Raw genomic sequence first — 24,503 nt, 5'->3', positions numbered from 1 at the left:
TTGCCGCAAGCCCCCGGGTGCGCTATATGTTGATAGTGGCGGGGAGTGGAAATCTCCCTGCCTTTCTGGTCCCAGCTGCCTTCTGCCTTTCTGGTGCCAGCTGACTTTTGACGAGCCTGCTTGTCGCGTGGTTCCGACGGAAGCCGATTAGTCCCGGTGATTCACGATGTTGAGCACGTTGCCGTCTGGCGCCCGGACGAAGAAGCGGCGCACACCCCACGGCTCGTCAGTCAACGGGTGCACGATCTCGTAGCCGAGTCGCAGCGCTTCTTCGTACGCTCCCTCCACGTCGTCGGTGTGGATCGAAACGACGGAATCCTCGGGCGCAGACGCGTCGCGTGTTACGAGCTGTACGGCTGCCCTTGTCGTGGGGGAGGCGTAGCGGGCTACCCACCCCATGTTGAACTCCTCGGTGCTCAGTCCGAGATAGTCGGTATAGAAGCTCTTCGCTGCCTCGATGTCGGATACTCGAAGGTTCGTCATAATGCTGGTCGCGTGCATCTGGTCCTCCTGGCTGCAGTGGGTGTCCATGATCATCGTCGGAATGCCTGGGCATGTCGATCGGCGAGTCACACACCGGGAGTGCCCGAGCACACTCCGTAACAGCCTGCTGCAGACAACGGAAAACGTGTCCGTTTATAGCAGGCCAGACCAATCCTGTTGAGGCGCCGGATGCCTTACAACATCAAGCTGTTCACCATGCACTCCTAACTTACGACTGGCTCGGACGGCCTCCTATTCGTCGTCATGGCCACCGATAGCCTTCGCAATTCCGCCGTCTTGGCGACTCTGCATCGAGAGAGTGATTCCCGGATATGAAGCCCCGTACCAGTCCTGCCCATCTGGGTCGGAGCACTCGGCAACGTACCCTCGCTGGCGCTACCTGTGTGTTGCTCGCCGCGTTGGCGGTCGTCGCCGTCGAGCAACGCTCCGCGGGTGCAGCCACGTCGTTCACTGCGGGTGATCTTGTGATCTACCGAGTGGGGGACGGGAGTTCGACGCTCTCGTCGAGCAGCGCGGCGGCATTCCTCGATGAGTACAGTCCATCCGGCTCGCTCGTCCGGTCGATTTCGCTACCGACCGCTACGAGCGGAAGCAACAAGGCACTGACGGCAAGCGGTTCGGCCAACTCCGAAGGCATGATCACGCTGTCGCCGAACGGGCAATTCCTCGTTGCCACTGGCTATAACGCCGCTACCGGGACGTCGAACATCGCCGACACGACGGCGGCCAGCAAACCTCGTACGGTCGCGATCGTTGGAACTAGCGGCAGCGTCGACACCTCGACCGCACTCACCGATTTTTCCGACGGCAACAACCCCCGCAGCGCTACCACGGTCGATGGCACCCATGTCTGGGTCGGTGGGGCCGCGGGCAGCGTTCGCTACGCCGCAGTCGGAGCCACCACGTCCACCGCGGTCACCAGCAGCACATACAAGAACGTCCGGCAACTCAGTGTCTACGACAACCAGCTGTACACCTCAGCCGACCCCAGCAAGGCGTCGGTGACCATCGCGAAGATCGGCTCCGGACTGCCCACCGCTGGCAGCCTCAGCCCCACCAACCTGCCGTTCAGCTCAGCTCCGAGTCAGCCGTATGCCTATTCGATGCTGACTCTGGGCACGGGGAGCGCTCCCGACACCATGTACGTCGCCGACAACAGCGCGGGCGCCATCGTCAAGTACGTCCTCAGCGGCAGTTCCTGGGTTACCCGGGGCTCGGTCAGCGTCGCCAACGTAACCGGCGTAACTGCCAACGACGTAAACGGGACGGTTTCGATCTTCGCTACCTCCAGTGGATCCAACGCAACCGCTGGCACGCTGTACTCGATCGTCGATGCAAGCGGCGCAAACGGCTCGATGAGCGGCAGCGCAAACCTGATCAAGACCGCACCGACCAAGCAGGCATTTAGGGGAGTCGCCTTCGCGCCGGGCACGGTGATCGGATCGGGGGGGACGTCAACGCCTCCGTCGGTCCCAACGATCAGCACCGCGCACACCGCTCTACCCGCGGCGCTAGGCGATTCGACGAACCCAACGCTGGCCTTGACGGTCGGCGACTCGAGCTATGACCCAACCCAGCTCACGGTCACCGCGACGTCGTCCAGCCAGTCGGTGGCGCCAGCGGCAGGCATCAGCATGAGCGGATCCGGGGCCGACCGCGTACTAGCGATTACCCCAGCGACCATTGGCTATTCCACGATCACCCTCAAGGTGACCGCACCTGATGCGAGCACCGCAACGACGACGATCAGCTACGCAGTGTCGGCCAACCTCGGCGATGCCAGCGACCGTTACTTCGACGGATCCGGCAACCTCTCCACTGCAATCGACGTCGGTGATGGCTACATGCTCGTCGCCGACGACGAGAACAACATCCTGCGTCTCTACCAGCAGAGCCAGTCCGGAGAGCCGGTCAAGACCTTCGACTTCACCAGCCAGCTGCCGTCGGGAACGGCCGAGGTCGACATCGAGGCGTCTGCACGGGCAGGCAATACCATCTATTGGACCGGCTCGATGGCCAACAGCAATGACGGCGACTTGGCGCCAGAGCGCAACTCGGTATTCGCTGCGACCATCAGCGGGTCGGGCGCCTCGACTACCTTGACTTATCAGGGCAGCTGCAGCGGGCTGCGCAGCGACATGATCAACTGGGACCAGACCAACGGCCACGGTCTCGGCACCAATCACCTCGGGCTCGCGGCATCGGCGGCCTCAGGCGTGGGCGGCCACGACAGCGACGCCCTTGATGTCGAAGGCCTCGAATTCGCCTCGGGCAGCACAAGCACCGCGTACGTCACGTTCAGGGCGCCGTTGCAACCTACCAACAATCGGCATCTCGCACTCGTCGTGCCGGTGACGAACCTCGACGCGCTCACATCGCACGGCAACCCCGGAACTACCCATGCCACCTTCGGCGCCCCGATGTTCTGGGATCTGGGTGGCCACGGCATCCGCGAGATTCGTAAGAACGCCGACAATCAATACCTGATCATCGCTGGCAGCGCTGATGACTCGAACTCCTCCTTCGCCCTCTATTCATGGGACGGAAATCCTGCCCACCAACCGTTGCTGTCACCCACCGCGCTACCGCTGGTGCCATCGGGTGCGAGCCAGGGGTCCTGGGAATCGATCGTCAACGTCCCCGACCCGCTGATCAACGGCGCGCCGGTACAACTCATCGAAGACGACGGTGACGCGGTTTGGTACAACGACGGAAATACTTCCAAGGACGGCCTGCCGGCCGATATCCAGAAGGACTTGGGCCGCACCTTCACGTTCGTTGCTCCGGTGTTGCCGTCCAGCACGACCGCCATCGCCGCCTCGACAACGGTCTCGGCGATCGGGCAGTCAATCACCTACACCGCAACGGTGAGCGGCGCATCCGGCACCCCCACCGGGACGGTCACCTTCACCGACAGCGGCACGCCGATCTCGACCTGCTCGGCCGTCGCGCTGAGCGCGTCGCAGACCGCGACCTGCGCGGTGACCTACCCCGCAGCGGCCCAGCATCTGATCAAGGCCTCATACAGTGGTGACGCCGCATTCGCCGCGTCGACGTCCACCGTGCTAACCGAGTCCATCCAGCCGTGGACCCTTACGATCACCGCAGACAACCAGTCCATAGCGTTCGGCGACGCCGATCCGGCGTTCAGCTTCACCGCGGGCGGCCTGATGGGTTCGGACACTGTGACAACGCCTCCGCACTGCACGGCTGCTGGTGTCCACACCGCAGTCGGTGCGTACCCAATCACCTGCACCGGTGCTGATGCGGGCCCCAACTACTCCATTCACTACGTCGCAGGCACGCTTACCGTCACGAAGGCGACGGTCATAGTTACCGCGGAAGCGGACAACAACCCGATCGTGACTGGACAATCGGTAACCATCAGCACGACGGTTGCCGCCAACGACACGGGGGTAGCTCCCACCGGAACCGTGTTCTTCGCCGGAGACGGCGTGGCGCTGCCGGGGTGTGGAACGGTCACGCTGAACGCAGGGACTGCATCCTGCGTGATAGCGGGCGGACTCGTTGCCGGCTCGTACCCGATCCAAGTCACGTACCAGGGAGACGGTTCGTTCTTGTCCGGCAGCAGCTCGCCCGATCTGCTGATCCTGCAGGTGAATCCGGCAACAACAACCACAGCACTCACGAGCGATGTTGCTAACCCTGTCAGCGGGCAGGCCGTTGACTTCACCGCCGCCATCGCGGTGACTGCGCCGGGTTCCGCTAACCCGGCACAACCGAACGGAACGGTCGACTTCCAGGTCGACGGCGTCAATCTGCCCGGTTGCGGCGCGACCACGGTGCTTGGTGCGGGTGTCGCCGTCTGTCACGTGCCGAGCGGTTTCCTACCCCCGACCCAGTCAATCACCGCGGCGTATTCGGGTAACCCGAATTTCGCCGCATCGGTTGCGACACCACTTGCCCAGAATGTGACGCCAGACAGCACGACGGTTCAGGTGAGCGCCAGCGTGGAAGCTCCGCCGGTAGATGTGCCGGTGACCTTCACTGCGCTGATCGTGCCGGACGCTCCCGGCGGCGGCGCACCGAGTGGCACCGTCACATTCACGAACTCGACCGGGCCGATCGAAGGCTGTGCAGCGGTGCCGGTCTCCACAACCGCGCCGTACACGGCCACCTGCACCACGACCGAGCCCAGCCCGACATCCGACACGATTACCGCGAGCTATTCCGGCGATACCCCGTTCGCGGCCGCGGCCGGGAGCCACACGATCACCGCTGTTGCCGGAGCCGCTGCCGCCGTAGTCGTCAGTCCGCAGGCGGCGTCGATCACGGCAGGCGCCTACCAGAGCTACACGGTTACCGGTACGGATGCGCACGGCAACGACCTGGGCGACGTCAGCGCGTCGGCAGCCTTCACGATCACACCCGACGGCAGTTGCACCGATCACCGTTGTACGGCTGCGATTCCTGGCCCGCACACCGTGACGGCAACGGACGGATCGGCTAGCGACATCGCCATCCTCACGGTCACGACTGCCTCGAACGCCCAAGTGTCACGGGACGTCATCGGCGTAGGCGATTCCCTCTCTCAGTACGGCATGGACTTTCTGGCCAACGGTGACCCGGACGGTGACCCGGGCTTTGACACCACTCCGCAAACCAAACAGCTCATCAGCTTCGACGCGACCGCGGATGCGACGGGCATGGCGCTGTACAGCCCGGACGGCACACCGCTTGATCCGACGGTCGTCCTGCAGCCCGGTACGTCACCGGTGCTGCGCCCGAACAGTTCCCGGTCTGCGATTTCTGCCCTGCTGGCCGACACGGACGGCACCCAGATTCAGTTCGCTCGCTCCACCCAACTGCCCACCGCTGCCGATCAGTCCGCTGCAGGTGCAAACGGATGGGGCGGCCTTCGAGTGATCCGTTACGCCACGGACAAGATCGAGATTGCCGTGGACAAGGCTGCCACGAACGCCCCAGCCGGGCTGTCGGCGGCCGAACTGGTCAAGATCTATGACGGTACCTACCAGACGTGGGGTCAGATTCCAGGCTATGTAGGCCCAGCGCCAGACGAGCCGATCGTTGCGCTGTTGCCGGCCGCCGGATCCGACGTCCGGCTCGCATTCGACGCCGACCTTGCTGCGGCGAACGAGGGGGTAGCCGTCAGCTACGCCAGTTCTGTCGGCACCGTAGGAGAGAATGACTACACCGCGATAAGCGATAGCGCATCGCCGGCGAATACGATCGTCCCCTTCTCGGCTGGGACGATCAGCTTGATAGGAACTGGCTATCTCGGCGATACGGCATCAGCTGCGGTTGGTGGTCTGAGCGCGACGGCGCCCGACAGTTCGCCGTCCTACAGCAAGGCGGTGCAGCTGTACGTCATCGTGCGTGACAGTGATGTCGGCGCGATCGCGCCTTGGCGCTCCGGCTCTACCGTCAACTGGGTGCACACGCTCTTCCTTGGTCCGAACAGCCTGGCCGCAAGGATTTCGTTCGCGAGCTTGCTCCCTGCAGCCGGGCTCACAGCGGCCTACGAAGACCTGGGTGACCTGGTTCAGTAACGTCCGCACGAGCGATGGCCTTGCTCATGTAGCTGTTCCGGTTCAGACTGCGAGTATGAGCCAGCGCATACTCGAACAGCTGTCACCGGACGAGTGTTTCGGCCTTGTGGCCAGCACTCACGTGGGCAGGCTCGTCTACATCGATGAGCTCGGTCCCGTCGCCTTGCCCTTCAACTACGCAGCGGTTGGTCGGGAAATCATCTTCAGGGTGGAGGCTTCGACCATGAACCACGTGATGAGTCAGGCCGCCCTAGCCTTCGAGGTCGATCACGTGGACGAGGAGCATGGGACGGGCTGGAGCGTCCTACTGCGGGGCAGCGCGGCGGAGGTGCCGATCGAGAGGGTGTCCGAGTTGCTGCATCGGGCGCATGGCGAGGTTCCCAAGCCCTGGGCGGCTGGCATCCACAACACCTGGATAAGACTCTCTCCAGAGACAGTGACCGGGCGTCGCCTCGGCGAGAAGCACGACGACCTGTCCTACTGACTGGACCAACCAGGCTCTCGCGTTCCGTTCGCGGGAGCTTCAGTCGGGCGTGCCGGGGTGCAAGATCGTCAAGGGGACGCCGTCGGGTCATCAACTTCCGGAGAGGTAGGGCGGCATCGCCCCCGCGGCATACCGGGTATCGGCAACACCTGCCCGGAAGGCAGCCTGGGATTGCGCCGACGATGTGAACCTCCAGTCGGTGCGGATGGGCTTTCCGTTGACGTAGTGGACTCCGTTGACATTGTTGTCGAACCAGGTGAAGCCCACCACTCGTCGGTCGTTGGCTAGACCGCTGAGCGTTTGGGCCGTCCATTCCACCTTTCTGCTGGCCTGGTCGGCACCCGGTACCGATTGCGCCGATCCCGTTTCGGCGACGTAGATCGGCTTGTTTCCGGAGAGTGTCTCGAGCTCGGCAAAGGTCTTGCCGAAGGTCTGCTGGTAGGTCGCAGCTTCTGACGGTTGGTACTGGTAGCCCGACATCCCGACCCAGTCCACGTAATTGCTACCGGGGTAGTCCTGGGCGATTGTGGTGAACCCGCCGCCTCCGCTGCCGTCGGCGTTCAATGAATCCACCCGCGAAGGTGTGTAAGCCCAGATCGCATACTGGTTTGCCCCTACGCTGTCGAAGATATCCCAAACGTGCCGCCACGCCGCGATGTAGAGCGACGGCGAGTTTCCGGTGGTTCCAGCACTCCACGGATACCAGTTCCCATTCATTTCGTGGTCAAAGCGGATCACGACCGGCAGCTTCTGGACAGCGATACCTGCCGCAAAGGCGCGTAGGTAGCTGTCGTAGCTGCCGCCCGCGATGCCAGAAAGTGGGAACTCGCCAGCGGCTGCTCCGGTAGACATCCACGTTATGACCGGGAGCGCGTTACGCTGCCAGGCAGCGGTGACCTTGGTAAACGGGTAGGAGCTGTCGAAGTTCTCAAACCACTCGACCATGCTCGGTGCCTTGCCTGCGGCCAGATCCAACGTGTCGAACAACGTGGGATCTGTAGGCAGGCCGTCGGCAGCGAGCCCGAAGTACTTCTGCGCTGGGGTGACGAGTTGTGCCTTCGTTGGCGGGTTCGGGGTCGGCCAGCTGAAGGGATCGACCGCATTCGAAACAGGCCGTGACCGGTCGACCGGCAATTCCGAGCACGCGATTCCATCGCCGTTGTGGGCTCCGGCAGGCCCGTCCAAACCCCCGGGGTCGGACAGATTCGCCAGGTACGCAGACTGCGCGTCCTGCTGCCAGCGGAACCGGGCGCAGTTAGGGACGGAATCCCTCTGATAAACCGCGTCGTAGCTGTAGATCTTTTGGGGCACGGTCACAGTGACAACCTTCTGCTGTGTCTTCGCCGGTAATACCTTCACCTTCGTGACGGTCACCTTCGGTGCCTTGACCGGTGCGTGGCTCTTGGATTTCGGGACGTAGGGCGTCCGCGGCATCAACTGATTCTTGTACTCGACCTTGTCAGGTGGGGCACCCCAGTTGCGAGCCACCGGGGAGAAATAGATCAATGCGCCGACCCCGGCGAGCGTGACCCCGACGATCGCACTGGTCACCCGAGACGTTGCGTTTCGTCCTAGCTTGGCTGCCATCTCAGCCTCCGCCCGACGAGGTCGACGGCGACGGCTTGATCGATGATGATGCTGAAGCGGGAAGCGCCGAGGTGACCGGCGGATCCGGGCTGGGCCTGGGTGAATTCGGAGGTGTTGCCGTAGGGCTAGCGGCAGCTGCGGTCGGCGTCGGAATCGGGGTGACGGCAGTTCCAGTCAGGTCCGTACCCGAGGATTCGTCGATCGACCCGTCGTCGGGCGGCGTTTCGGTCGTGCTCGGAGACGGTGCCGGCGTCACCACCTTGGCCACAACTGGCCAGGGAATGCCTGGCGGATCCATGGAGCTGGTGACAACACCAGGTTCTGGCATGACGCCGCCGCTGTAGCGGGTGTCGGCAATCGCAGTCCGGAACGCGGCGGCTGCCACCGGTGACGAATTCCACCTCCAGTCCGTCTCCGTCTTGACCCGTTTGTGCGTCGGCCCGCTCGGAACGGTGTGCACGTTGGGGACATAGTTGTTGAACATCACGAAACCAACCACCTGCGAATCGTCGGCAAATCCGTCGAGCGTCTGGGTGAACCAGCTCGCCTTCTTGTTGCCGTAGTCGACCTTGGTGGCGAAGGTTTTCTTTCCCTTGGCGCTGGGGGTCGTGATTGCTTCGGCAGCGCTGGTCTCGGCAACGAAGATGGGCTTTTTTGTAAGCGACTTGAGCTTGCCGAAGGTGTAGCCAAAGGTCGATGAATACGAGATCGGACCCTTCGAGCCGTAGCTGTAGCCCGACATCCCGACCCAGTCAACGTACTTGTCACCTGGATAGATGGAGCCGAAGCTCGGATACCCCGAGCCTGGGGTATCCCGGACAGGAGTCCAGGCCCAGATGACGTACTTGTTGGCGCCCGCAGCCTGGAACACGTTCCACACGTGCTGCCAGGCAGCGATGAATTGTTGCCGGGTGTTGCCGTGCGACGTTGCGCTCCACGGGTACCAACTCCCGTTCATCTCATGAGCGAAACGAAGCACCAGCGGCAGCCCGGTCTGTACGACCTGGGCGGCCCATGTAGCGAGGTAAGCATCCCAATTCCCCGCGATGATCTTGGTGAGCGTGTAGGCCGACTGATCCTTGTTATTACCGCCCTTGGCCTCCGGCATCCAGGTCAGCACCGGTAGCGCGCCACGGTCCCACGAGTCGGCGACCTTACGGCCGTTCAACGCATAGGGATGGTCCCAGGTGTCGAACCACTCGACCAGGCTCGGGGCCTTGCCGACGTCGAGGTCGAGACCGTTGAAGGCCGCGACATCGCCAGGCAACGCGTCGTTGGAGAAGCCGAAGTACTTCTTGGCCGGCGCCAGCAGTTCGGCTTTGGTCGGGACGGTCACCGTCGGCGTTACCTCAGCATCCACGGCTTGCGAGCGTGCGCGGCTCGGATCAACAGGCAGTTGATTGCAGGCGATTCCGTCACCGTTGTGGAATCCGGCCGGACCGTCCAGCCCGCCGGGGTCCGAAAGGTTCGCGAGATACGCCAACTGAGCGTCCTGCTGCCACTTGAAGTCCCAGCAGTGTGGCAGCGGCTTCGGAACCGGCTGTTGTAGAAAGCGCTGCAGGTCGATGATCTTGTTGACCTTGATCGCCACCCGCACCGGCGGATGGACGATATCGACGGTTGTCGACTTCACGGCCGGCGGGTAGGCGTACCGGGTCACGGTTGAGGCATTCGGCGAGGGTGTCTGCCACACCGGTCGAGCCACCGTCCGCGTCTTCGCTTGCGGCTCAGCAACGCCACCTAGGCCGCCCTGGGAGAGGTAGAGCGCGGAGGCCATCGCAAGCAACGAAGCGCACGCTACGGCGACGGTGGTGACTTTGGAAGCGTGCAGCTTATACGGGAAGGACGTCATAGAAGACCCCCACGACGATGATGGCGGATGCAATGACATAGGGGACGAGGCCGCGGGGGTCGCCGTCTTGAGACGGCGCCGTGCCTGTTGTAGACGCCTGCGGCGCCGTGCCTGTTGTAGACGCCTTCGGCGCCGTGGCCAACGTGGTCGTCCCCATCGGGCTTCCCGGCTCCCCGGTCATCACGCCCGTTCCTGGGGCGCGATTCGTTGCGGTTGCGCCACCGCCCTGATCGGCGGTGTAGGCGTCGGCGCGGGTGCCCCAACTTCCGACGTGGGCCAACCTGAAGAAACCGTAGATCCGGATGGGCATCAGCACCAGCGTGCTGAACAGGATGTAGAAGGGCATCCAGAAGAAGTCGATCGGTACCTCGCCGATGTGGCGCGCCTGGCGCAGACACATGGCGAGTGCGGAGGTCAGGATCGTCAATACAACAATGATCAAAAAGGCGTTTCCGTGCAGGTGCAGCAGACCTAGATAGAGGTTGTCGCCGGTATGTCTGATCGAGCGGATGACCCAGGCGATCGCAGTGCAGAGCCACAGGAATGGCAACAGAATGTCGCACACAAAGAAGAACGCGAGCACCGGCGCATGCACCAGCATCCAAGGCAACATCCGAAGCGTGTTGTACTGGCTGCCGCGCGCCCAGCGATATTGTTGTTTGATCAGCTTCTTGAAGTGGGTCGGAGCATCGGTGTAGACGAGGCTTGTCGATTGGTAGACGGTGCGAAAGCCCTGTTTGAGGGTCAGATTCGTCAGGGTCCGGTCATCAGAGACCTCGAGAAAGATGCCGAGGAACTTCGCGTGCATGAATTCCGCCATAGCCGCTACGAGAATGCTCCTGCGAAAGGCGATCGTCCGCCCGGGTAAGCAGCCCACGCTTCCGAGCACGCTCTGCGCCGGCATCGAGTACAACGCCCTGCTGTTCTCCAACCAGTCGGCCCAGCGCGTGAGAAAGCTTCGGCGGGGGTTGAGTATCCGTTGTCTCGTGGTGACGCCGCCGACTCGCGGGTCGGCGAACGGTTTGACGAGTTCGGCATGAGTGCCCTCGGTCCAGACGGTGTCGCTGTCGACCAACAGGACAATGTCGCCGACGGAGTGCTCGACTCCGACCCGCACTGCGTTCCGCTTGCCCGCGATCGGTGTCCAGGTCCACTCGACCAAGGGCGCGAAGTCGCTGCACACCTCCTCGAGGCCGGGATTGCGCGGACCGTTGATGACGACGATCGTCTGGGTTGGCTCTTGGATGACGATCCCGTTCAGCACGGAACGAAACAGATCAAGCGGTTCGTCAACGACTGGAATGACGACGCTGGTTGTCGTGGCGTGCGGTGCTGTCCACGGGTGATACCGCCTGGACAGCATCACCTTCACCAACCAGATCAGCCACGTCATCACGACAAAGACGGAGAAGAGGTAGAGCCTGGCGTTGTCTTGGAGGCTGTGCCTGAGCTGCAGGGTTCCAATGAGCACCGTTCAGCTGCCTTTCGTTACTGTCATGAGTGGCGCGACCATCGGGGCCAGCCACGCCGAGAACGCGGCCGTAAGGTGGGTGTCATCCCGGTACACCAGCAGGTTGCCTACAATCGCGGGGCAGGTAGCTGTTGTGCAGATCCAGGGGAGTGGATCGACTGCGGTGAAGCCTGACTTCGTAACCTCTGCGGCCACCTCACGATGACGACTGGGAAAGCTGTAGGCCTTCTTGGTGCTGAAGGTGCAGTCGGCGACGGAGTTCAGATGCTGGGCGACGCATGATGGCATGTCGTAGGCGGGTATCGGCACGTCCTGCAAGAAGACGACCTTCGCCTTCGTTGTGCTGCGCAGGGTGTCGAGCGTGGTAACCGTGGCCTGCCCCCAACGCTGCGGGGAGACATCGGCGGGCACGACGTTCTCCGAACCGCTCATCACTACCAGATCCGGTTTCAGAGCCGCGATGCGTGCGAGCACCTGCGTGCGCCAGGTATCGCATTCGGTGTAGGTACGGTTCAAGGTAGAGCTGAAAACGGTGATCTGTGCGGCCGGACACGAGGATTTCGTCCAGTCGATGACTTTCCAATGCGCAGCCAAGCCAGCCTTGTTGAATGCCGGCAACCATACGTCCGCGTGCGAATCGCCCACGATCACTGCGGTGTGCGAGCCGGCTGGATCACCATAGATGCAGGGGCCTTGATTGATTACGGCGAACGCGGCATGGCAGTTCGTCCCGTCTGCGGGGGGCAGATCGTGGGCTGCGCGATCTGGCCTCGGCGTGAGGTTGCTCGGCGCAGTCCGTACGCCGACGCCCGAAGCGACGGCACGCTGCATCTCCTTGACCACGGTTGGCGTTGCAGCCTCGGCCTGCACGACCTGAACTGCGGCACCCGTTCCCACTACTGAGGGTAGATGTGCGACCACCAATGCAACCGTCGTGATCACTGCCCCTGAGATCAAGCCTCCCATGATGAAGCCCTGCCAGTTGAGGCGAGCCAGATGACGCGACGGGTCCTCGATCAGGACGAAGGACAGGATTGCGGCGATGACTGAAAGCCAAACCACAACAACACGTGCAAGCGTGTCCAGGGAGTGTCCGAGCACCATGGGTGCCAAGACGAGCATCGGCCAATGCCAGAGATACCACGAGTAGGAACTGCGCCCTAGGCATTGCATCAGCGGACCGCCGAGGAGCCTGCGTTCGACGGTGAGTCGTGGACCGCAACCGCAAGCGATGAGCACCGCTGTGGCGCCGACCGGATAGGCAGCAAGGGATCCGGGGTATGCGGTTGAGTCGCTGAAGGCAAAGGCCGAACCGATCATCGTTGCAAGGGCGATCCAGGCTACGGGATTGGCGATCTTGCGTGGGATCCGTGCGAAATAGGTAGCGCCGAGCGCTACCAATGCCCCGAGCCCGAGTTCCCAAGCCCGCGTCAGCAGGGAGAAATACGCCCACGATGCCGACGATTTCGTAATCGTAACCGAACAGTAGTAGGAGAAGGCCACCAGTGCGAGAAGTGCAGGCCACAGCAGGGCATTTCGATACCGACGCCCTATAAGACTGACCATTACGATGAGCAATGGCCATACGACATAGAACTGTTCCTCGACCCCGAGCGACCAGAAGTGTTGCAGCGGCGAGGCAGTGTCGTCCTGGTGAAGGTATTGCGTGCCCTCAATGGCGAGACGATAGTTTAGCCCGTAGAACGTGGTATAAAGCCCATCGATGGCGATGGACCGTACCTGAAGTGCAGGTGCGAAGAACCTTGCGACAACTACAGTCGCAATAACTACGACCGCTGCGGCTGGCAGCAGCCGCTTGATCCGCCGAGTGTAGAAGGTCGGTAGTGCGCGGATTCCTTCCTTGCCGACCGAAGAAAGGAGTTGCCGGGTAATGAGAAACCCTGAAATGACGAAGAAGACATCGACGCCCACGAAGCCGCCACGGACGCCCAGGTGCGCGTGATAGAGCACCACGACCACGACGGCGAACGCTCGCATCCCCTCGATGTCAGGACGGAATTTGCGAGGTATCGGTCGTGGCGCCGCCCGCGTGGCTTTGCGCGTTACTACGCCGGCCGGTCGTTTTCTCTCGAGTACACCGGTCATGTGCTCAGCCGGTTCACTGTGCGATCGTGCATTGTGGTTGGACCATGATTACGCCCCTGGGGCAGTATTGGTGTCCTGTCTGGCCTCGGTTTGGCCAATCCACCGCGGCGCCCTCATTGGCAGCCACCTGCTGGTGATACGAAACGCTAGTTACGCGGTGTTGCCGAACGATGACGATCGGTATAAGCGAACATTTCGTTTGCCCAGCCAGTTCTCAGAAATTAACGGGGACCTGATGCGAGCTGATTACTGCGGCAGGGTCCAGCGTTGCGCCGGCGTTGAGTTGCAGGCATAGACCTGTAGTCCGGTACCTGGCGTCAGGCTGGCGCGCGGCACATCAAGGCAGAGACCCGATGCTGGATTGATAACTGCACCACCCGCCTGGGCGGCCCATTGCTGGTCGGCCAATCCGGTGCAGGTGGCCAGTGCGACCGGGCTGGCCGGGGCAGGCGCACCCATCACCCCAAGGCAAGATCCAAGGATCTGAAGCGTTCCGGTACCCGTTGGTACGGTTACGAACTGAGCCGGCGTCAGATTGCAGGTATAGGTCTGAACAGCGGTTCCGGCGCGTGCAGACCCCCCGCGGGCATCGATGCACAGGCCGCCGTTGCCGACGGCCTGGCCGCGGCTGTGCATGAGGGGTCCGAGATCGAAGCGCTGACTGCCGTAGGCCGTGCAGGTGTGCAGGCTCAGCTTGTTGCCAGGCACCGGATCGGTAGGTGCGGCAAGGCATAGCCCGGACTTCCGGTTCTGCAGTGTCTGATCGGCCAGCCATGCCCATTTCTGGTAACCGATGTTCTGACAGGCGGCAAAGCCAACCTTTGACCCCACGGCAATGGCGGTGGCCTGTAAGCAATCGCCGCCGGCGCGGGCCAAGGTGCCGTCACCGGGGATCCAGAACTGTTGGCTCGTCGCCGTCGAACAGGTCTCGAGCACCGCCGTGCCGCCCGCGCTGCCGAGGCACAGGACGCCATTGTGAATGTTGCCTATCGGGGGTGTGGTGTTTGCACTAATCGCAACCTGCTGTCCGCCGCTACCGTCATCAGCGGTGATCGCATAGTTGCCTTCTGCGGCCAGCTGTGAGGTAGGCGCAAAGGTGACTGTCTGCTCAATGACTTCGCCGGGTTGCAGCGTCGTGCCCTCAGCGACTGGTGTTGATACCGTGAAAGGCGCTGCTGGTGGCGCAGCCTTACTCAAGGTCAGGGCAACCGTCCCGGTATTGCCGATGTCGAATGTCAGGCTTCGACTCTGTCCGATGGGCACCTGTCCGAAGTCAAGGCTGGCGGGTGCGAGGCTCAGGTGCGCGACACCGCTAACCGCCGTGGCCGACAGGGCAATCGACAGCTTGCCTCCGCCTTGCCAGAAGATGGTGGTCGTAGCGGCGAAGCTGCCCGCCGAGGTCGGCTGCACCGTCGCCGTGAACGTGATCGCGGCGCCCGCCGCGATGACTGTGTGATTTGGCGGCAGTCCGGCGAGTGAGAATGGTGCCGCGGGGGTGCTCGTGTTGAGCACTTCTACTGGCGTCGTCCCGGTGTTTCGGAGCGATACCCCGGCCTGCACGGCGCTTCCGATTGCCACCTGTCCGAAGCTGATTGCGCCCGGATCCGCGGCTAGTCCTGGCGCCGTTCCGACGCCGTGAACATCTACCTCGACGCTGCCCACCGCTGCGGTCGCGATGCTCAGCAGACCGTTTGCAGCGTCCGCGACCGCCGGTGTGAAACTAAGAGGAACTTTCAGGATCTGTCCGGCAATCAGGTCAAGGGGCAGTTGTGGAGCGCCCGCACCGACCGCGAACGGTGGGTTCGTTGCGAGCCCGGTGATGTGTACGGCGGTGTGGGCGGTCAGTGTCGCGGTCGCGGTTGCTGTCTTGCCCACCGCGACGTTGCCAAAGCCCACCGGAGGTGCGCTGATGACGGATGCCGCCGGGCGTCCGAAGCCGAGCACCCGGCCGTCCCTGGTGGCCACGTACACCCGTCCGCTGTCAGTGGCCGGCACTACGAACTTGGCAACCGTGCCGACCGGGGCTGCGTACCGAAGGTGCAGAGCGCCGCCGACGGGTACCGCGTCGTAGGCGAGCAATCTGCCACCGGTACCGGTGGCTCCCGAACTCTGCACCACCCAGACCAGAGCCGAGCCGGCGCTGGACCCGGACGAGGTGACGACTGGCGAACCCGAGGTGTAGCCGAAGGTTTCTGCGCTGGTACCCGCAACGCTGAGCGTCGGCACGCCGGAACCGTTGGCGTTGACGCGTAGGGCGCGCAGGTTTCCATTGGTCTCGACGATATAAACGTAGCCACCGCTACCGGGCCAGACCGCCGGATGCCCCCACACCCCTTTGAGCTGCACTACGCTCAAAGCCGCGTCGGTGCCCGCCGGACCTTGACCGGTGCCACCCAGGTTGTCGCGGTCAAGCAGGAAGACGCGACCGTCTTTGCCTACCTGGATCAGCAGGTGGGGATGAGATGGAGTTCCGAAGCTCGCCGGAAGCGCCGCGGGGCCGCCCGAACCGAGATCGGTGTCGTTGCGATCAAGTTGGGGATTGTTGACCGGACTGAAGAAGTCCTTCGGCGTCATGGTCCCATCAGCGGCGACCGATAGTCGAACAACGGATTCGGCGAACTTTGTCGGCGGGCTGCCTCCGGGTCCGACCCCGGGCGACGCGGCGGAGAATCCGTTGCCGGTAGCGAAAATAACTCGTCCTGGACCATCGGAGACGAGGCCGCCGCCGGACTGCCAGACGCCGCCGCCGGAATTGGTGGAACCAGCCTCAGTCGTCCAGATATGTACCTGTCGCGAGGTCGTTTCAACCGATGCCACGTAGCCGACGTACGGCAGATAGCTGCAATGGCTGGCAAAACCTAGATAAACCCTGCCGCCCATGAGGAGGAGCCCAGCGCGCTGTCCGGCCTGCGCCGGATCGAACGGCCGAAATGGGTCGTTGTCCGGAGCGCCCGCAATGGTGACCGGCCAACCTGGCCGCATCACGCCAGTGGTCGCGTCGATCGCGGCGAGCCGCCATCGCGGATGATGTACGTCAGGACCGTCGTTGACCTTGCCGCTGGCGTAGATGGTATTGCTCGCCGCGTCGTAGACCGGTGTCGACGTGATGCCGATGTCGGGGGTGAGATCACCGCAGCCGCTCGTTGCCGCGGGCCAGGCGGGGCCCAAGGTGACCGTCCAGCGGACGGCGCCGGTCGTTGGATCCAGGCCATGGAGCTGGTTCTCCTCTGTTGCCACGACCAGCGTGCCACCGGCCAGCAACGGCTGGGCATACACCTGGTTCGCGGTTGCCCCGGCAGGCCGCGGAAGCACCGTGGTGAAGACCGAGCCGAAATCCGATGAGCTGACCGCGGCGGGCGCCAAACCCGGCTCGTTCGGATCCCAACCAGTGCGCATCGAGTCGTAGGAGACCGTTGTCTCATCAGCCGATGCGGGTGCGCCGACGGTCGATGCAGCGACCGAGACGACCACCACCAGCGTCGCGACGATGAGACAAAGCGTGCGGTGCGCGAGCTGTCGGTCCATCGATGTCCCAGAGTCTTCTCGATGAGAGTGCCGAGTGCTAACGAAGGTAGCGAGCCCGTATGTCCGTCCCATTACGGCCGTGCATTTGCTCACCTTGGCTAGCGCTCATCGGGCCGAGCAGTAGTAACGTCCGATCTTTGAGCGCAGTTCTTTCAAAACCACCGGCGTGAACGGAGAGCGATGAGCACGCCACCGGCCTCCGACACGGCCCTGCGGCCGCCTATGGAAGCAGGCGCCGCCCGGCTGATCGTCGTGGTGCTGGCCTTCTCGAGCATCCTTGTCTCGCTCATGCAAACGATCCTCGTGCCGCTGCTCGGACAGCTACCCCACCTCTTCGATACTTCCGCCTCGAATGCGTCGTGGGCCGTCACGTCCACGCTGTTGGTCGCCGCGATCGCTACTCCCATCAGCGGGCGGCTGGGGGATATGTACGGCAAGCGGCGGGTGTTACTGCTCTGTCTTGTCCTGCTCACGGTCGGCTCGATCGTCGTCGCGTGCACCTCGCAGGTCGGCCTCGTCGTGCTCGGGCGCTCCCTGCAAGGCGCGGCGTCCAGCATCCTGCCGCTGTCGATTGCGATTCTGCGCGACGAGTTGCCCTCAGAGCGAGTTCCAGGCGCAGTCGCGCTCATCAGCGCCAGCCTCGGGATCGGTAGCTCGCTGGGGCTGCCGGTCGCCGCTCTCGTCGCGCAGCACTACAACTGGCACCTGATCTTCGTCGGTACGGCGGTGCTCGGCGCGTTCGCATTCGTAGCCGTTTTCTTCGTTGTGCCCGAATCCGAGATCCGACGGCCCGGCCGCTTTGACGTGCTCGGGGCGATCGGTCTCAGCACCGGGCTGTTGTTTCTGCTGCTGGTCGTCAGCAAGGGCAATTCCTGGGGTTGGACGAGCCCGCTGGTGATCGGCCTCGCGGTGGCCGGCGTCGCGGTTCTCCTGGTCTGGGTACGGTATGAGACCACGCTGCAGCAGCCGCTCGTCGACATCCGGGTGTCTTCGGCGCCGCCAGTGCTGTTCACCAATGCTGCCTCTGTACTGGCCGGGTTCGCGCTGCTCGTGACGGGGCTGGTCATTCCGCAGTTGTTGCAGGCGCCGAAGTCGACCGGATACGGGCTCGGTCTGTCTATGGTCGGCGCCGGCCTGTGCCTTGCGCCGTCGGGGCTCGTGCAGATCCTGTTCTCGCCGGTGTCCGGCCGCATCGTGCGGCGCTTTGGCGGCAAGGTCACCCTCATCCTCGGCTTGTCGACTCTTACGCTCGGTTTTGCTGTGGCGTTGCTGACGATGTCGAAGGTGTGGCACCTGGTCATGGTCTCGATCATCAATGGCGTCGGTGTCGGGTTGTCTTTCGCGTCGATGCCAGTGTTGATCATGGGAGCAGTACCGGTCAGCGAATCTGCCGCCGCCAACGGTCTGAACACACTCTCTCGGGCCGTCGGTGCCTCGGTTTCGAGCGCTGTCGTGGGGGTTTTGCTGGCGAGCCTGACGATGGAAGTGGGCGGCGTCGCGTTTCCGACCCGGGGTGCGTTTCGGCTGGCGCTCGTAATCGGTGCCGTCAGCGCCTTGATCGGTGTGGCGCTGGCTACCTTCATCCCGCGACCACCGCCGGTTGCCGAGGCGCTGAGCCTGGCCCGCACTTCTTCGGACGAGCCTGCGCGGGTCGTGACAGCCGACTAGACGTGCCGAGTGTGACCGATCGACGAGCGGTGCTCTGGTCATCGACGCGGGCCTGTGTAAGGCTTGAGCCTCAACTGAGAGACGGATCGGGAGGCAGCGCGTGGCTGGCACCTTCGCGTCGCTGCACATTCGAAACTTCCGTCTCTACCTCATCGGTATGAACATCGCGTTCAACGGTTTGTGGATGCTACGTGCCGCGCAAGCCTGGCTGGTCCTCGAGCTGACCCACAGCGGGGTTGCCCTCGGCCTCGTCACGGCACTGACATTTCTTCCGATACCCATCGTCGGTTCGTGGTCAGGCGTACTCGCAGACCGATATCCAAAGAGAAATGTCATTTACACGACGACTGGTCTGATGGGTTCGATCGCCTTCGTGATGGGCGTGCTGGACGTCACCAACACCATCTCGCTCTGGCAGGTTTACATCCTGGTTTGTCTCTTCGGAATCGTCGCTGCTGTTGATACCCCGACGCGGCTCTCCTTTGTTGTCGAAATGGTCGGACCCGACGCCCTGGCGAACTCGGTGGCGTTGAACAGTGCCTCAGTGAACGCCGCCCGGTTGATCGGCCCGGCGATCGCCGGGCAACTCATTGCGACCGTCGGAACCGGCTGGGTAATCCTGACCTATTCCGTTGCCGCCGCCGTCGCCATCGGGTTCTTGAGCAGCATTCGAAAGGACGAACTGCAACCGGTGCCCCTCGTGGCCCGAGCCAAGGGCCAGTTCAGCGAAGGCATCCGTTACGTCCGCGGCCATGCTGAGCTGCGTCTTGTCTTCGTGACAATGTTGTTCATCGGAACGTTTGCCACAACACAAGACACGTTGCTTCCACTGATGGCCACCGATGTGTTCGACGGTTCGGCCCGGCTCTATGGCTTACTGACCGCCGCGCTGGCTGCGGGCACGCTCACGGGCGCGCTGGTCGCCGCCAAACGTGCCCGAGCCGACGTCCCATGGTTCACGATCAGTTGTTTTGCCTACGGCGCGATCTGGCTCGTGGCATCGGTCATGCCGACCGTGCTCGCCCTGGTGCTGGTGTTGCCGATCCTGGGAATGGCGCAGATGAGCTGCATCACCGGCGCGAACGCCATCGTTCAGCTGAGTGCGGTACCGGAGATGCGCGGACGGGTCATGGCGCTGTACATGACCGCGTTGCTCGGTGGCGCGCCCGCCGGTGCACTGATCGCGGGCTGGCTCTCCCAGACGTGGACGCCAAGACTGGGTCTCGCTACGGCCGGAGTGATGTCGATCGTGGCCGCCTTGCTGGGCCTCGCGGCTTACCGAAGGGTGGCTGAATCGCCTGATCCAACGATGGTTCGTGCGGCCGCGGCGGCCTCTCCAGTAGCTGATCCGGCGCCGTAGGCACTTTCTCAGCCCCGGCTGCTCGCGCCGATCGGCGCCGTCAGATCGTCCAAATCTTCGTCGGTTGATTGGCTGAACTGCGCGTTGTACAGGCGGAAGTACGCGCCGCGCGCCTGGAGCAATTCTGCGTGGGTGCCCTGTTCGACGATCTGGCCGGCCTCCATCACCAGAATGAGGTCGGCGTCGCGAATCGTAGACAGACGGTGTGCGATGACGAAGCTGGTACGTTCGGCGCGCAACGCGGCCATTGCGCGTTGCAGTAACGCCTCCGTCCGGGTGTCGACAGAACTCGTGGCTTCGTCCAGGATCAGCAGCGACGGTTGAGCCAGGAACGCTCGCGCGATCGTGATCAGCTGCTTTTCTCCGGCACTGATGTTGCTCGCTTCCTCGTCGATGAGGGTCTCGTAGCCGTCCGGCAGGCTGTGTACGAATCGGTCTACGAAAGTTGCCTTGGCAGCGGCCAGAATCTCATCGTCGGAGGCGTCTGGCTTTCCGTAGGCGATATTCTCCCGAATGGTTCCACCGAATAACCACGCGTCTTGCAACACCATGCCGATCTCACCGCGAAGTGTTTCGCGGCGCATCTCGACGATGTCGACGCCGTCTAGCGTGATCCGGCCGCCGTCGAGTTCGTAGAACCTCATCACCAGATTGACCAAAGTGGTCTTGCCTGCACCGGTTGGTCCGACGATTGCGACCGTATGGCCAGGCTCGGCAACGAGGGACAGATCATCGATGAGAGGCGTATCTGCTACGTAGCGGAACGAAACGTGCTCGAATGCGAACCCGGCCATGGGGGCTCGCGACCGTCACTGCCGGTACCGGGTCAGCACTCTGCTCGTCAGCGTCGAGCAGGTCGAACACCCGCTCGGCCGAGGCAACACCGGACTGCAGCAGGTTCGCCATCGAGGCAACCTGCGTCAGGGGTTGCGTGAATTGCCTGGAGTACTGGATGAACGCCTGCACATCGCCGAGACTCATCGCGCCGGACGCGACGCGCAGGCCGCCGATCACGGCGATGGAGACGTAGCTCAGGTTCCCGATGAACATCATGGTCGGCATGATGATTCCGGAGATGAACTGGGCCCCGAAGCTCGCTGTGAACAGCTGCTCGTTCTGCTTGTCAAAACTGTCCTGAACCTCTTGCTGGCGGCCGAATACCTTGACCAACTCGTGCCCGGTGAAGGCTTCCTCGATCTCGCCGTTCAACGCTCCGGTGTGTCGCCACTGGGCAACGAACTTCCGCTGCGAACGCTTCGCGATCTGTTTTGTCACGATCATTGAAAGGGGTACGGCCACGAGAGCGATCAACGCCAACAGCGGCGAGATGATGAACATCATGCTTAGTACGCCGATGACCGTGAGCAAGGAAGTGAGCAGCTGGCTGAGAGTCTGTTGCATGGTCTGGGCGATGTTGTCGATGTCATTGGTGACTCGGCTCAGCAGCTCACCGCGCGGCTGGTTGTCAAAGTATGGCAACGGCAGCCGGTTCAATTTGGTCTCGACGTCGGCTCTCAGTTGCCAGATCATGCGCTGGACGAGGCCGTTGAGTAGAAAGCCCTGTAACCACGACAGGATGCTGGCGGCGACGTACAGGCTCAGGGCCAGCATGAGCAGATGACCCAGTTTCGTGAAGTCGATTCCAGATCCTGGGGTCACGTGCGTGTGCGACAGCAGATCAGCGAGGTGACCGTTGCCGGTTTGACGGGCGTGGTCCACGGCCTGCTGGGCTGTCGTGCCGGCCGGCAGTTGCTTGCCGATCACTCCGGCGAAGATGACGTCTGTCGCGCGACCGAGTATGCGCGGCCCTAGAACGGTGAGCGTGACGCTGAGCACGGCGAGGGCCACTACCACGATCAACTGCAGACGATGCGGACGAAGCCGGTCGAGCAGCCGTCTGGCCGACGGCGAGAAGTTCATCGATTTCTCGGCTGGCATGCCGGCGCTCATCCACGGTGGTCCGGCGCTGCGCGCGCCTTGGCCCGCGGCGGGCAGGCGTTTCGGAGTAGTCACGCTGCCGCCTCGGCCGCGAGCTGGGAAGCGACGATTTCGGCATACGTTGCAGAGGTGCGCAGCAGCTCGTCGTGACGACCAACTCCAACGATCGCGCCGTCTTCCAAGACGATGATCTGGTCAGCATCGATGATCGTCGAAACGCGTTGAGCGACGATCACCACTGCCGCTTCGGCCGTCACTTCGGCGAGAGCAGCGCGTAGCCGAGCGTCAGTCCCGAGGTCGAGGGCCGAAAACGAGTCATCGAACAGGTAGATCTCGGGTCGGCGCACGAGCGCCCTCGCGATCGCCAGCCGTTGCCGTTGGCCTCCCGATATGTTCGTCCCGCCCTGGGCGATGGGCGCCTCGAGCCCACCGGGCATCTGCTGGACGAAATCACGCGCCTGGGCAATCTGGAGACACTCCCACAAGTGATCGTCGGAGGCCGTCGGATTTCCATAGCGAAGGTTGCTGGCAACGGTTCCAGAGAAGAGATACGCCCGCTGCGGGACGAGGCCGATGCGTGATCGCAGGACTTCGGGATCAAGCTCACGAACGTCCACGCCGTTGACGAGCACGCTTCCCTTGGTGGCATCGACGAGTCGCGGCACCAGCGACAACAGCGTGGTTTTGCCAGCGCCGGTGCTGCCGATGATCGCGGTGGTTTGCCCGGCGCTGGCACGAAAGCTGATATCGCGCAGTACTGGGGCTGCGGCACCGGGAAACTCGAATTGAACCGCCCGCATCTCGAGTTCAGCGGCTTTGGTCTGGAACTTGGTAACGGGCGTCTTCGCGATCTTCACCGATGATTCGGTCTCGAGTACTTCAGTGACCCGTTCGGCACAGACAGCGGCCCGGGGCACCATCATGAGCATGAACGTTGCCATCATCACCGACATCAGGATCTGTACCAGGTAGCTGAGAAACGCGGTCAGTGCCCCGATCTCGATCTGGCCCGAGTCCACCAGCTTTCCGCCGAACCACAGCACCGCGACACTCGAAACGTTCAGCACAAGCATTACCACTGGGAAGATTGTCGCCATGAGCCTGCCGGCGCGGACCGAGGACTCGGTGACCGCAGTGTTCGCGGCGGCGAATCGTTTGGTCTCGTAAGGCTCTCTGACGAAGGCGCGGACGACTCGAACGCCGGCGATCTGCTCGCGGAGAACGCGGTTGATAGCGTCTATGCGCGTCTGCATCATGCGGAACTGTGGCACCATCTTCCAGATGATCGCCGAAATGGCGACGACCAGAACGGGCACGCTCACCAACATCAGCCAGGAGAGTTGGACGTCCTGGCGCAGAGCCATCACGATGCCGCCCACGCACATGATGGGCGCGGCAACGAACATCGTGCAGGCGAGCACGACAAGCATCTGTATCTGCTGTATGTCGTTGGTGCTGCGGGTGATGAGCGATGGCGCGCCGAATTGGGCCACCTCGCGCGCCGAAAAGTCAGCGACCCGGTGAAAAATCGCCGCCCGCAGGTCGCGGCCGAACGCCATCGCGGTACGGGCGCCGTAGTAGACCCCGCCGATTGAGCAGACGATTTGTACCGCGCTGACGGCGAGCATCCAACAGCCTATGGAGAGAATGTAGTTGGTGTCGCCACGTGCGATGCCCTTGTCGATGATGTCGGCATTCAGGCTCGGCAGGTACAAAGAGGCCATCGTGCCGGCCAGTTGAAGCAGAACAACCGCCAACAGCGGTCGTCGATAAGGTTCGAGCTGCACGCGCAGCAGTCTGATCAGCATCGGCTACCTCTGGGTGGTACGGACTGTGGCACGGACTGGGGCGTTGCCTTGGTGCTCGATTCGCTGCGCGACGGTTCGTCGCCGACCGGGTGCAGCCGCACTCCGTCGAGGATCACCGATACGATCTGCTCGGCCGTCAGGGTGTTGCCGGCGGCGATCAATGGATGCGAACCGGCGAACGTCAGCAGCCGAAGCATGCGCGCCACTTCGAGCGGGGGCAGCCGGAGATCATCATGGTCTGCTGCGAGTATTCGGATCAAACCGTCATAGATCAAATCATTTATCGGGCGCGCGGAGGCGCGGTCGATTTGCTCGGGCGGCTCGGTCATCCGCATTGCCGTCATCAGGTCCAGAACGGTGATCAGCTGCTCTTGCAGAATCTCCACGGCTAGAACGAGTCGGGTCCTCAGCGGTGCCGTGACGTCGATTCCGGCGAGCTCGGCCAGCACCCGTTCGGGATTGCACGCAGCCGTAACGGCCGCCCGCAGAAGGGCGTCCTTGTCTTCGAAGACCCGGAAGATCGTGCCTTCGGCGACGCCTGCTGCCGTCGCAATCTGACGGGTCGTCACCGCTGATCCGTATTCACGCAGCAGCGGAAGCGTCGCAACGATGAGGGCGTCCCGCCGGGCGTCAGGCGGCATCGGCTGGGCGCGGGACATGGACTGAGAC

At 63.0% G+C, this 24,503-nt stretch carries 12 protein-coding genes and 1 pseudogene; 4 read left to right on the top strand and 9 right to left on the bottom strand.

What is annotated here, in order from left to right; translation table 11 throughout:
• Positions 1-147: 147 nt before the first annotated feature.
• Entirely contained in the window at positions 148-501 is a 354-nt protein-coding gene (locus ACSMXN_RS16960) for a VOC family protein (RefSeq protein WP_027139785.1), read from the bottom strand.
• A gap of 314 nt (positions 502-815) precedes the next feature.
• Between ACSMXN_RS16960 and ACSMXN_RS16955 the strand changes: the two genes are divergently transcribed.
• Positions 816-6,035 carry an Ig-like domain repeat protein gene (locus tag ACSMXN_RS16955; protein ID WP_081649272.1) on the top strand — a complete coding sequence of 1,740 codons (5,220 nt, stop codon included), beginning with the start codon at positions 816-818 and terminating at the stop codon, positions 6,033-6,035.
• A gap of 55 nt (positions 6,036-6,090) precedes the next feature.
• A complete protein-coding gene (locus tag ACSMXN_RS16950; protein ID WP_022914727.1) occupies positions 6,091-6,519 on the top strand; it encodes a pyridoxamine 5'-phosphate oxidase family protein in 429 nt (142 codons plus the stop codon).
• Between the two features lie 90 nt (positions 6,520-6,609).
• Here the strand turns inward: ACSMXN_RS16950 and ACSMXN_RS16945 are convergent, their stop codons facing one another.
• The 5 genes from ACSMXN_RS16945 to ACSMXN_RS16925 all read right to left on the bottom strand — a co-directional run bounded on the left by ACSMXN_RS16945 (position 6,610) and on the right by ACSMXN_RS16925 (position 17,060).
• Positions 6,610-8,106 (bottom strand): glycosyl hydrolase, encoded by a 1,497-nt coding sequence (locus ACSMXN_RS16945; RefSeq protein WP_022914728.1) that lies wholly within the window; start codon positions 8,104-8,106, stop codon positions 6,610-6,612.
• Between the two features lies 1 nt (position 8,107).
• On the bottom strand, positions 8,108-9,958 hold the full coding sequence (locus tag ACSMXN_RS16940) for a glycosyl hydrolase (RefSeq protein ID WP_022914729.1): 1,851 nt from the start codon (positions 9,956-9,958) through the stop codon (positions 8,108-8,110).
• Complete coding sequence (locus ACSMXN_RS16935; protein ID WP_022914730.1) at positions 9,939-11,429, bottom strand: glycosyltransferase; 1,491 nt, start codon at positions 11,427-11,429, stop codon at positions 9,939-9,941. Before ACSMXN_RS16935 ends, ACSMXN_RS16940 begins: the two co-directional genes overlap by 20 nt.
• A 3-nt stretch (positions 11,430-11,432) precedes the next feature.
• Positions 11,433-13,535 (bottom strand): SGNH hydrolase domain-containing protein, encoded by a 2,103-nt coding sequence (locus tag ACSMXN_RS16930; protein WP_022914731.1) that lies wholly within the window; start codon positions 13,533-13,535, stop codon positions 11,433-11,435.
• Positions 13,536-13,781: 246 nt separating this feature from the next.
• Entirely contained in the window at positions 13,782-17,060 is a 3,279-nt protein-coding gene (locus ACSMXN_RS16925) for a ricin-type beta-trefoil lectin domain protein (RefSeq protein WP_022914732.1), read from the bottom strand.
• A gap of 180 nt (positions 17,061-17,240) precedes the next feature.
• On the opposite strand from ACSMXN_RS16925, the gene ACSMXN_RS16920 reads away from it, so the two are divergent.
• Both ACSMXN_RS16920 and ACSMXN_RS16915 read left to right on the top strand, forming a co-directional pair.
• Entirely contained in the window at positions 17,241-18,728 is a 1,488-nt protein-coding gene (locus ACSMXN_RS16920) for an MFS transporter (RefSeq protein ID WP_027139786.1), read from the top strand.
• A 100-nt stretch (positions 18,729-18,828) separates the two neighbouring features.
• Positions 18,829-20,088 (top strand): MFS transporter, encoded by a 1,260-nt coding sequence (locus ACSMXN_RS16915; protein ID WP_022914734.1) that lies wholly within the window; start codon positions 18,829-18,831, stop codon positions 20,086-20,088.
• 8 nt (positions 20,089-20,096) lie between these two features.
• On the opposite strand, the pseudogene ACSMXN_RS16910 reads toward ACSMXN_RS16915, so the two are convergent.
• The 3 genes and pseudogenes from ACSMXN_RS16910 to ACSMXN_RS16900 all read right to left on the bottom strand — a co-directional run bounded on the left by ACSMXN_RS16910 (position 20,097) and on the right by ACSMXN_RS16900 (position 24,493).
• A pseudogene (locus ACSMXN_RS16910) lies at positions 20,097-22,026 on the bottom strand (ABC transporter ATP-binding protein).
• A gap of 71 nt (positions 22,027-22,097) precedes the next feature.
• Positions 22,098-23,834 carry an ABC transporter ATP-binding protein gene (locus ACSMXN_RS16905; protein WP_022914735.1) on the bottom strand — a complete coding sequence of 579 codons (1,737 nt, stop codon included), beginning with the start codon at positions 23,832-23,834 and terminating at the stop codon, positions 22,098-22,100.
• Positions 23,828-24,493, bottom strand: a complete 666-nt coding sequence (locus ACSMXN_RS16900; protein ID WP_022914736.1) for a TetR/AcrR family transcriptional regulator — start codon at positions 24,491-24,493, stop codon at positions 23,828-23,830. The genes ACSMXN_RS16905 and ACSMXN_RS16900 overlap by 7 nt, the downstream gene beginning before the upstream one ends.
• Positions 24,494-24,503 lie beyond the last annotated feature (10 nt).

This window comes from Parajatrophihabitans canadensis (assembly GCF_053764775.1).
This window is presented reverse-complemented; position numbering and strand designations above follow the sequence as displayed.

Coding starts and splice junctions, on each gene's coding strand:
- ACSMXN_RS16950 (WP_022914727.1), top strand. CDS start 6,091: ATGAGCCAGCGCATACTCGAACAGCTGTCACCGGACGAGTGTTTCGGC.
- ACSMXN_RS16960 (WP_027139785.1), bottom strand. CDS start 501: ATGCACGCGACCAGCATTATGACGAACCTTCGAGTATCCGACATCGAG.
- ACSMXN_RS16945 (WP_022914728.1), bottom strand. CDS start 8,106: ATGGCAGCCAAGCTAGGACGAAACGCAACGTCTCGGGTGACCAGTGCG.
- ACSMXN_RS16940 (WP_022914729.1), bottom strand. CDS start 9,958: ATGACGTCCTTCCCGTATAAGCTGCACGCTTCCAAAGTCACCACCGTC.
- ACSMXN_RS16930 (WP_022914731.1), bottom strand. CDS start 13,535: ATGACCGGTGTACTCGAGAGAAAACGACCGGCCGGCGTAGTAACGCGC.
- ACSMXN_RS16925 (WP_022914732.1), bottom strand. CDS start 17,060: ATGGACCGACAGCTCGCGCACCGCACGCTTTGTCTCATCGTCGCGACG.
- ACSMXN_RS16955 (WP_081649272.1), top strand. CDS start 816: ATGAAGCCCCGTACCAGTCCTGCCCATCTGGGTCGGAGCACTCGGCAA.
- ACSMXN_RS16905 (WP_022914735.1), bottom strand. CDS start 23,834: ATGCTGATCAGACTGCTGCGCGTGCAGCTCGAACCTTATCGACGACCG.
- ACSMXN_RS16920 (WP_027139786.1), top strand. CDS start 17,241: ATGAGCACGCCACCGGCCTCCGACACGGCCCTGCGGCCGCCTATGGAA.
- ACSMXN_RS16900 (WP_022914736.1), bottom strand. CDS start 24,493: ATGTCCCGCGCCCAGCCGATGCCGCCTGACGCCCGGCGGGACGCCCTC.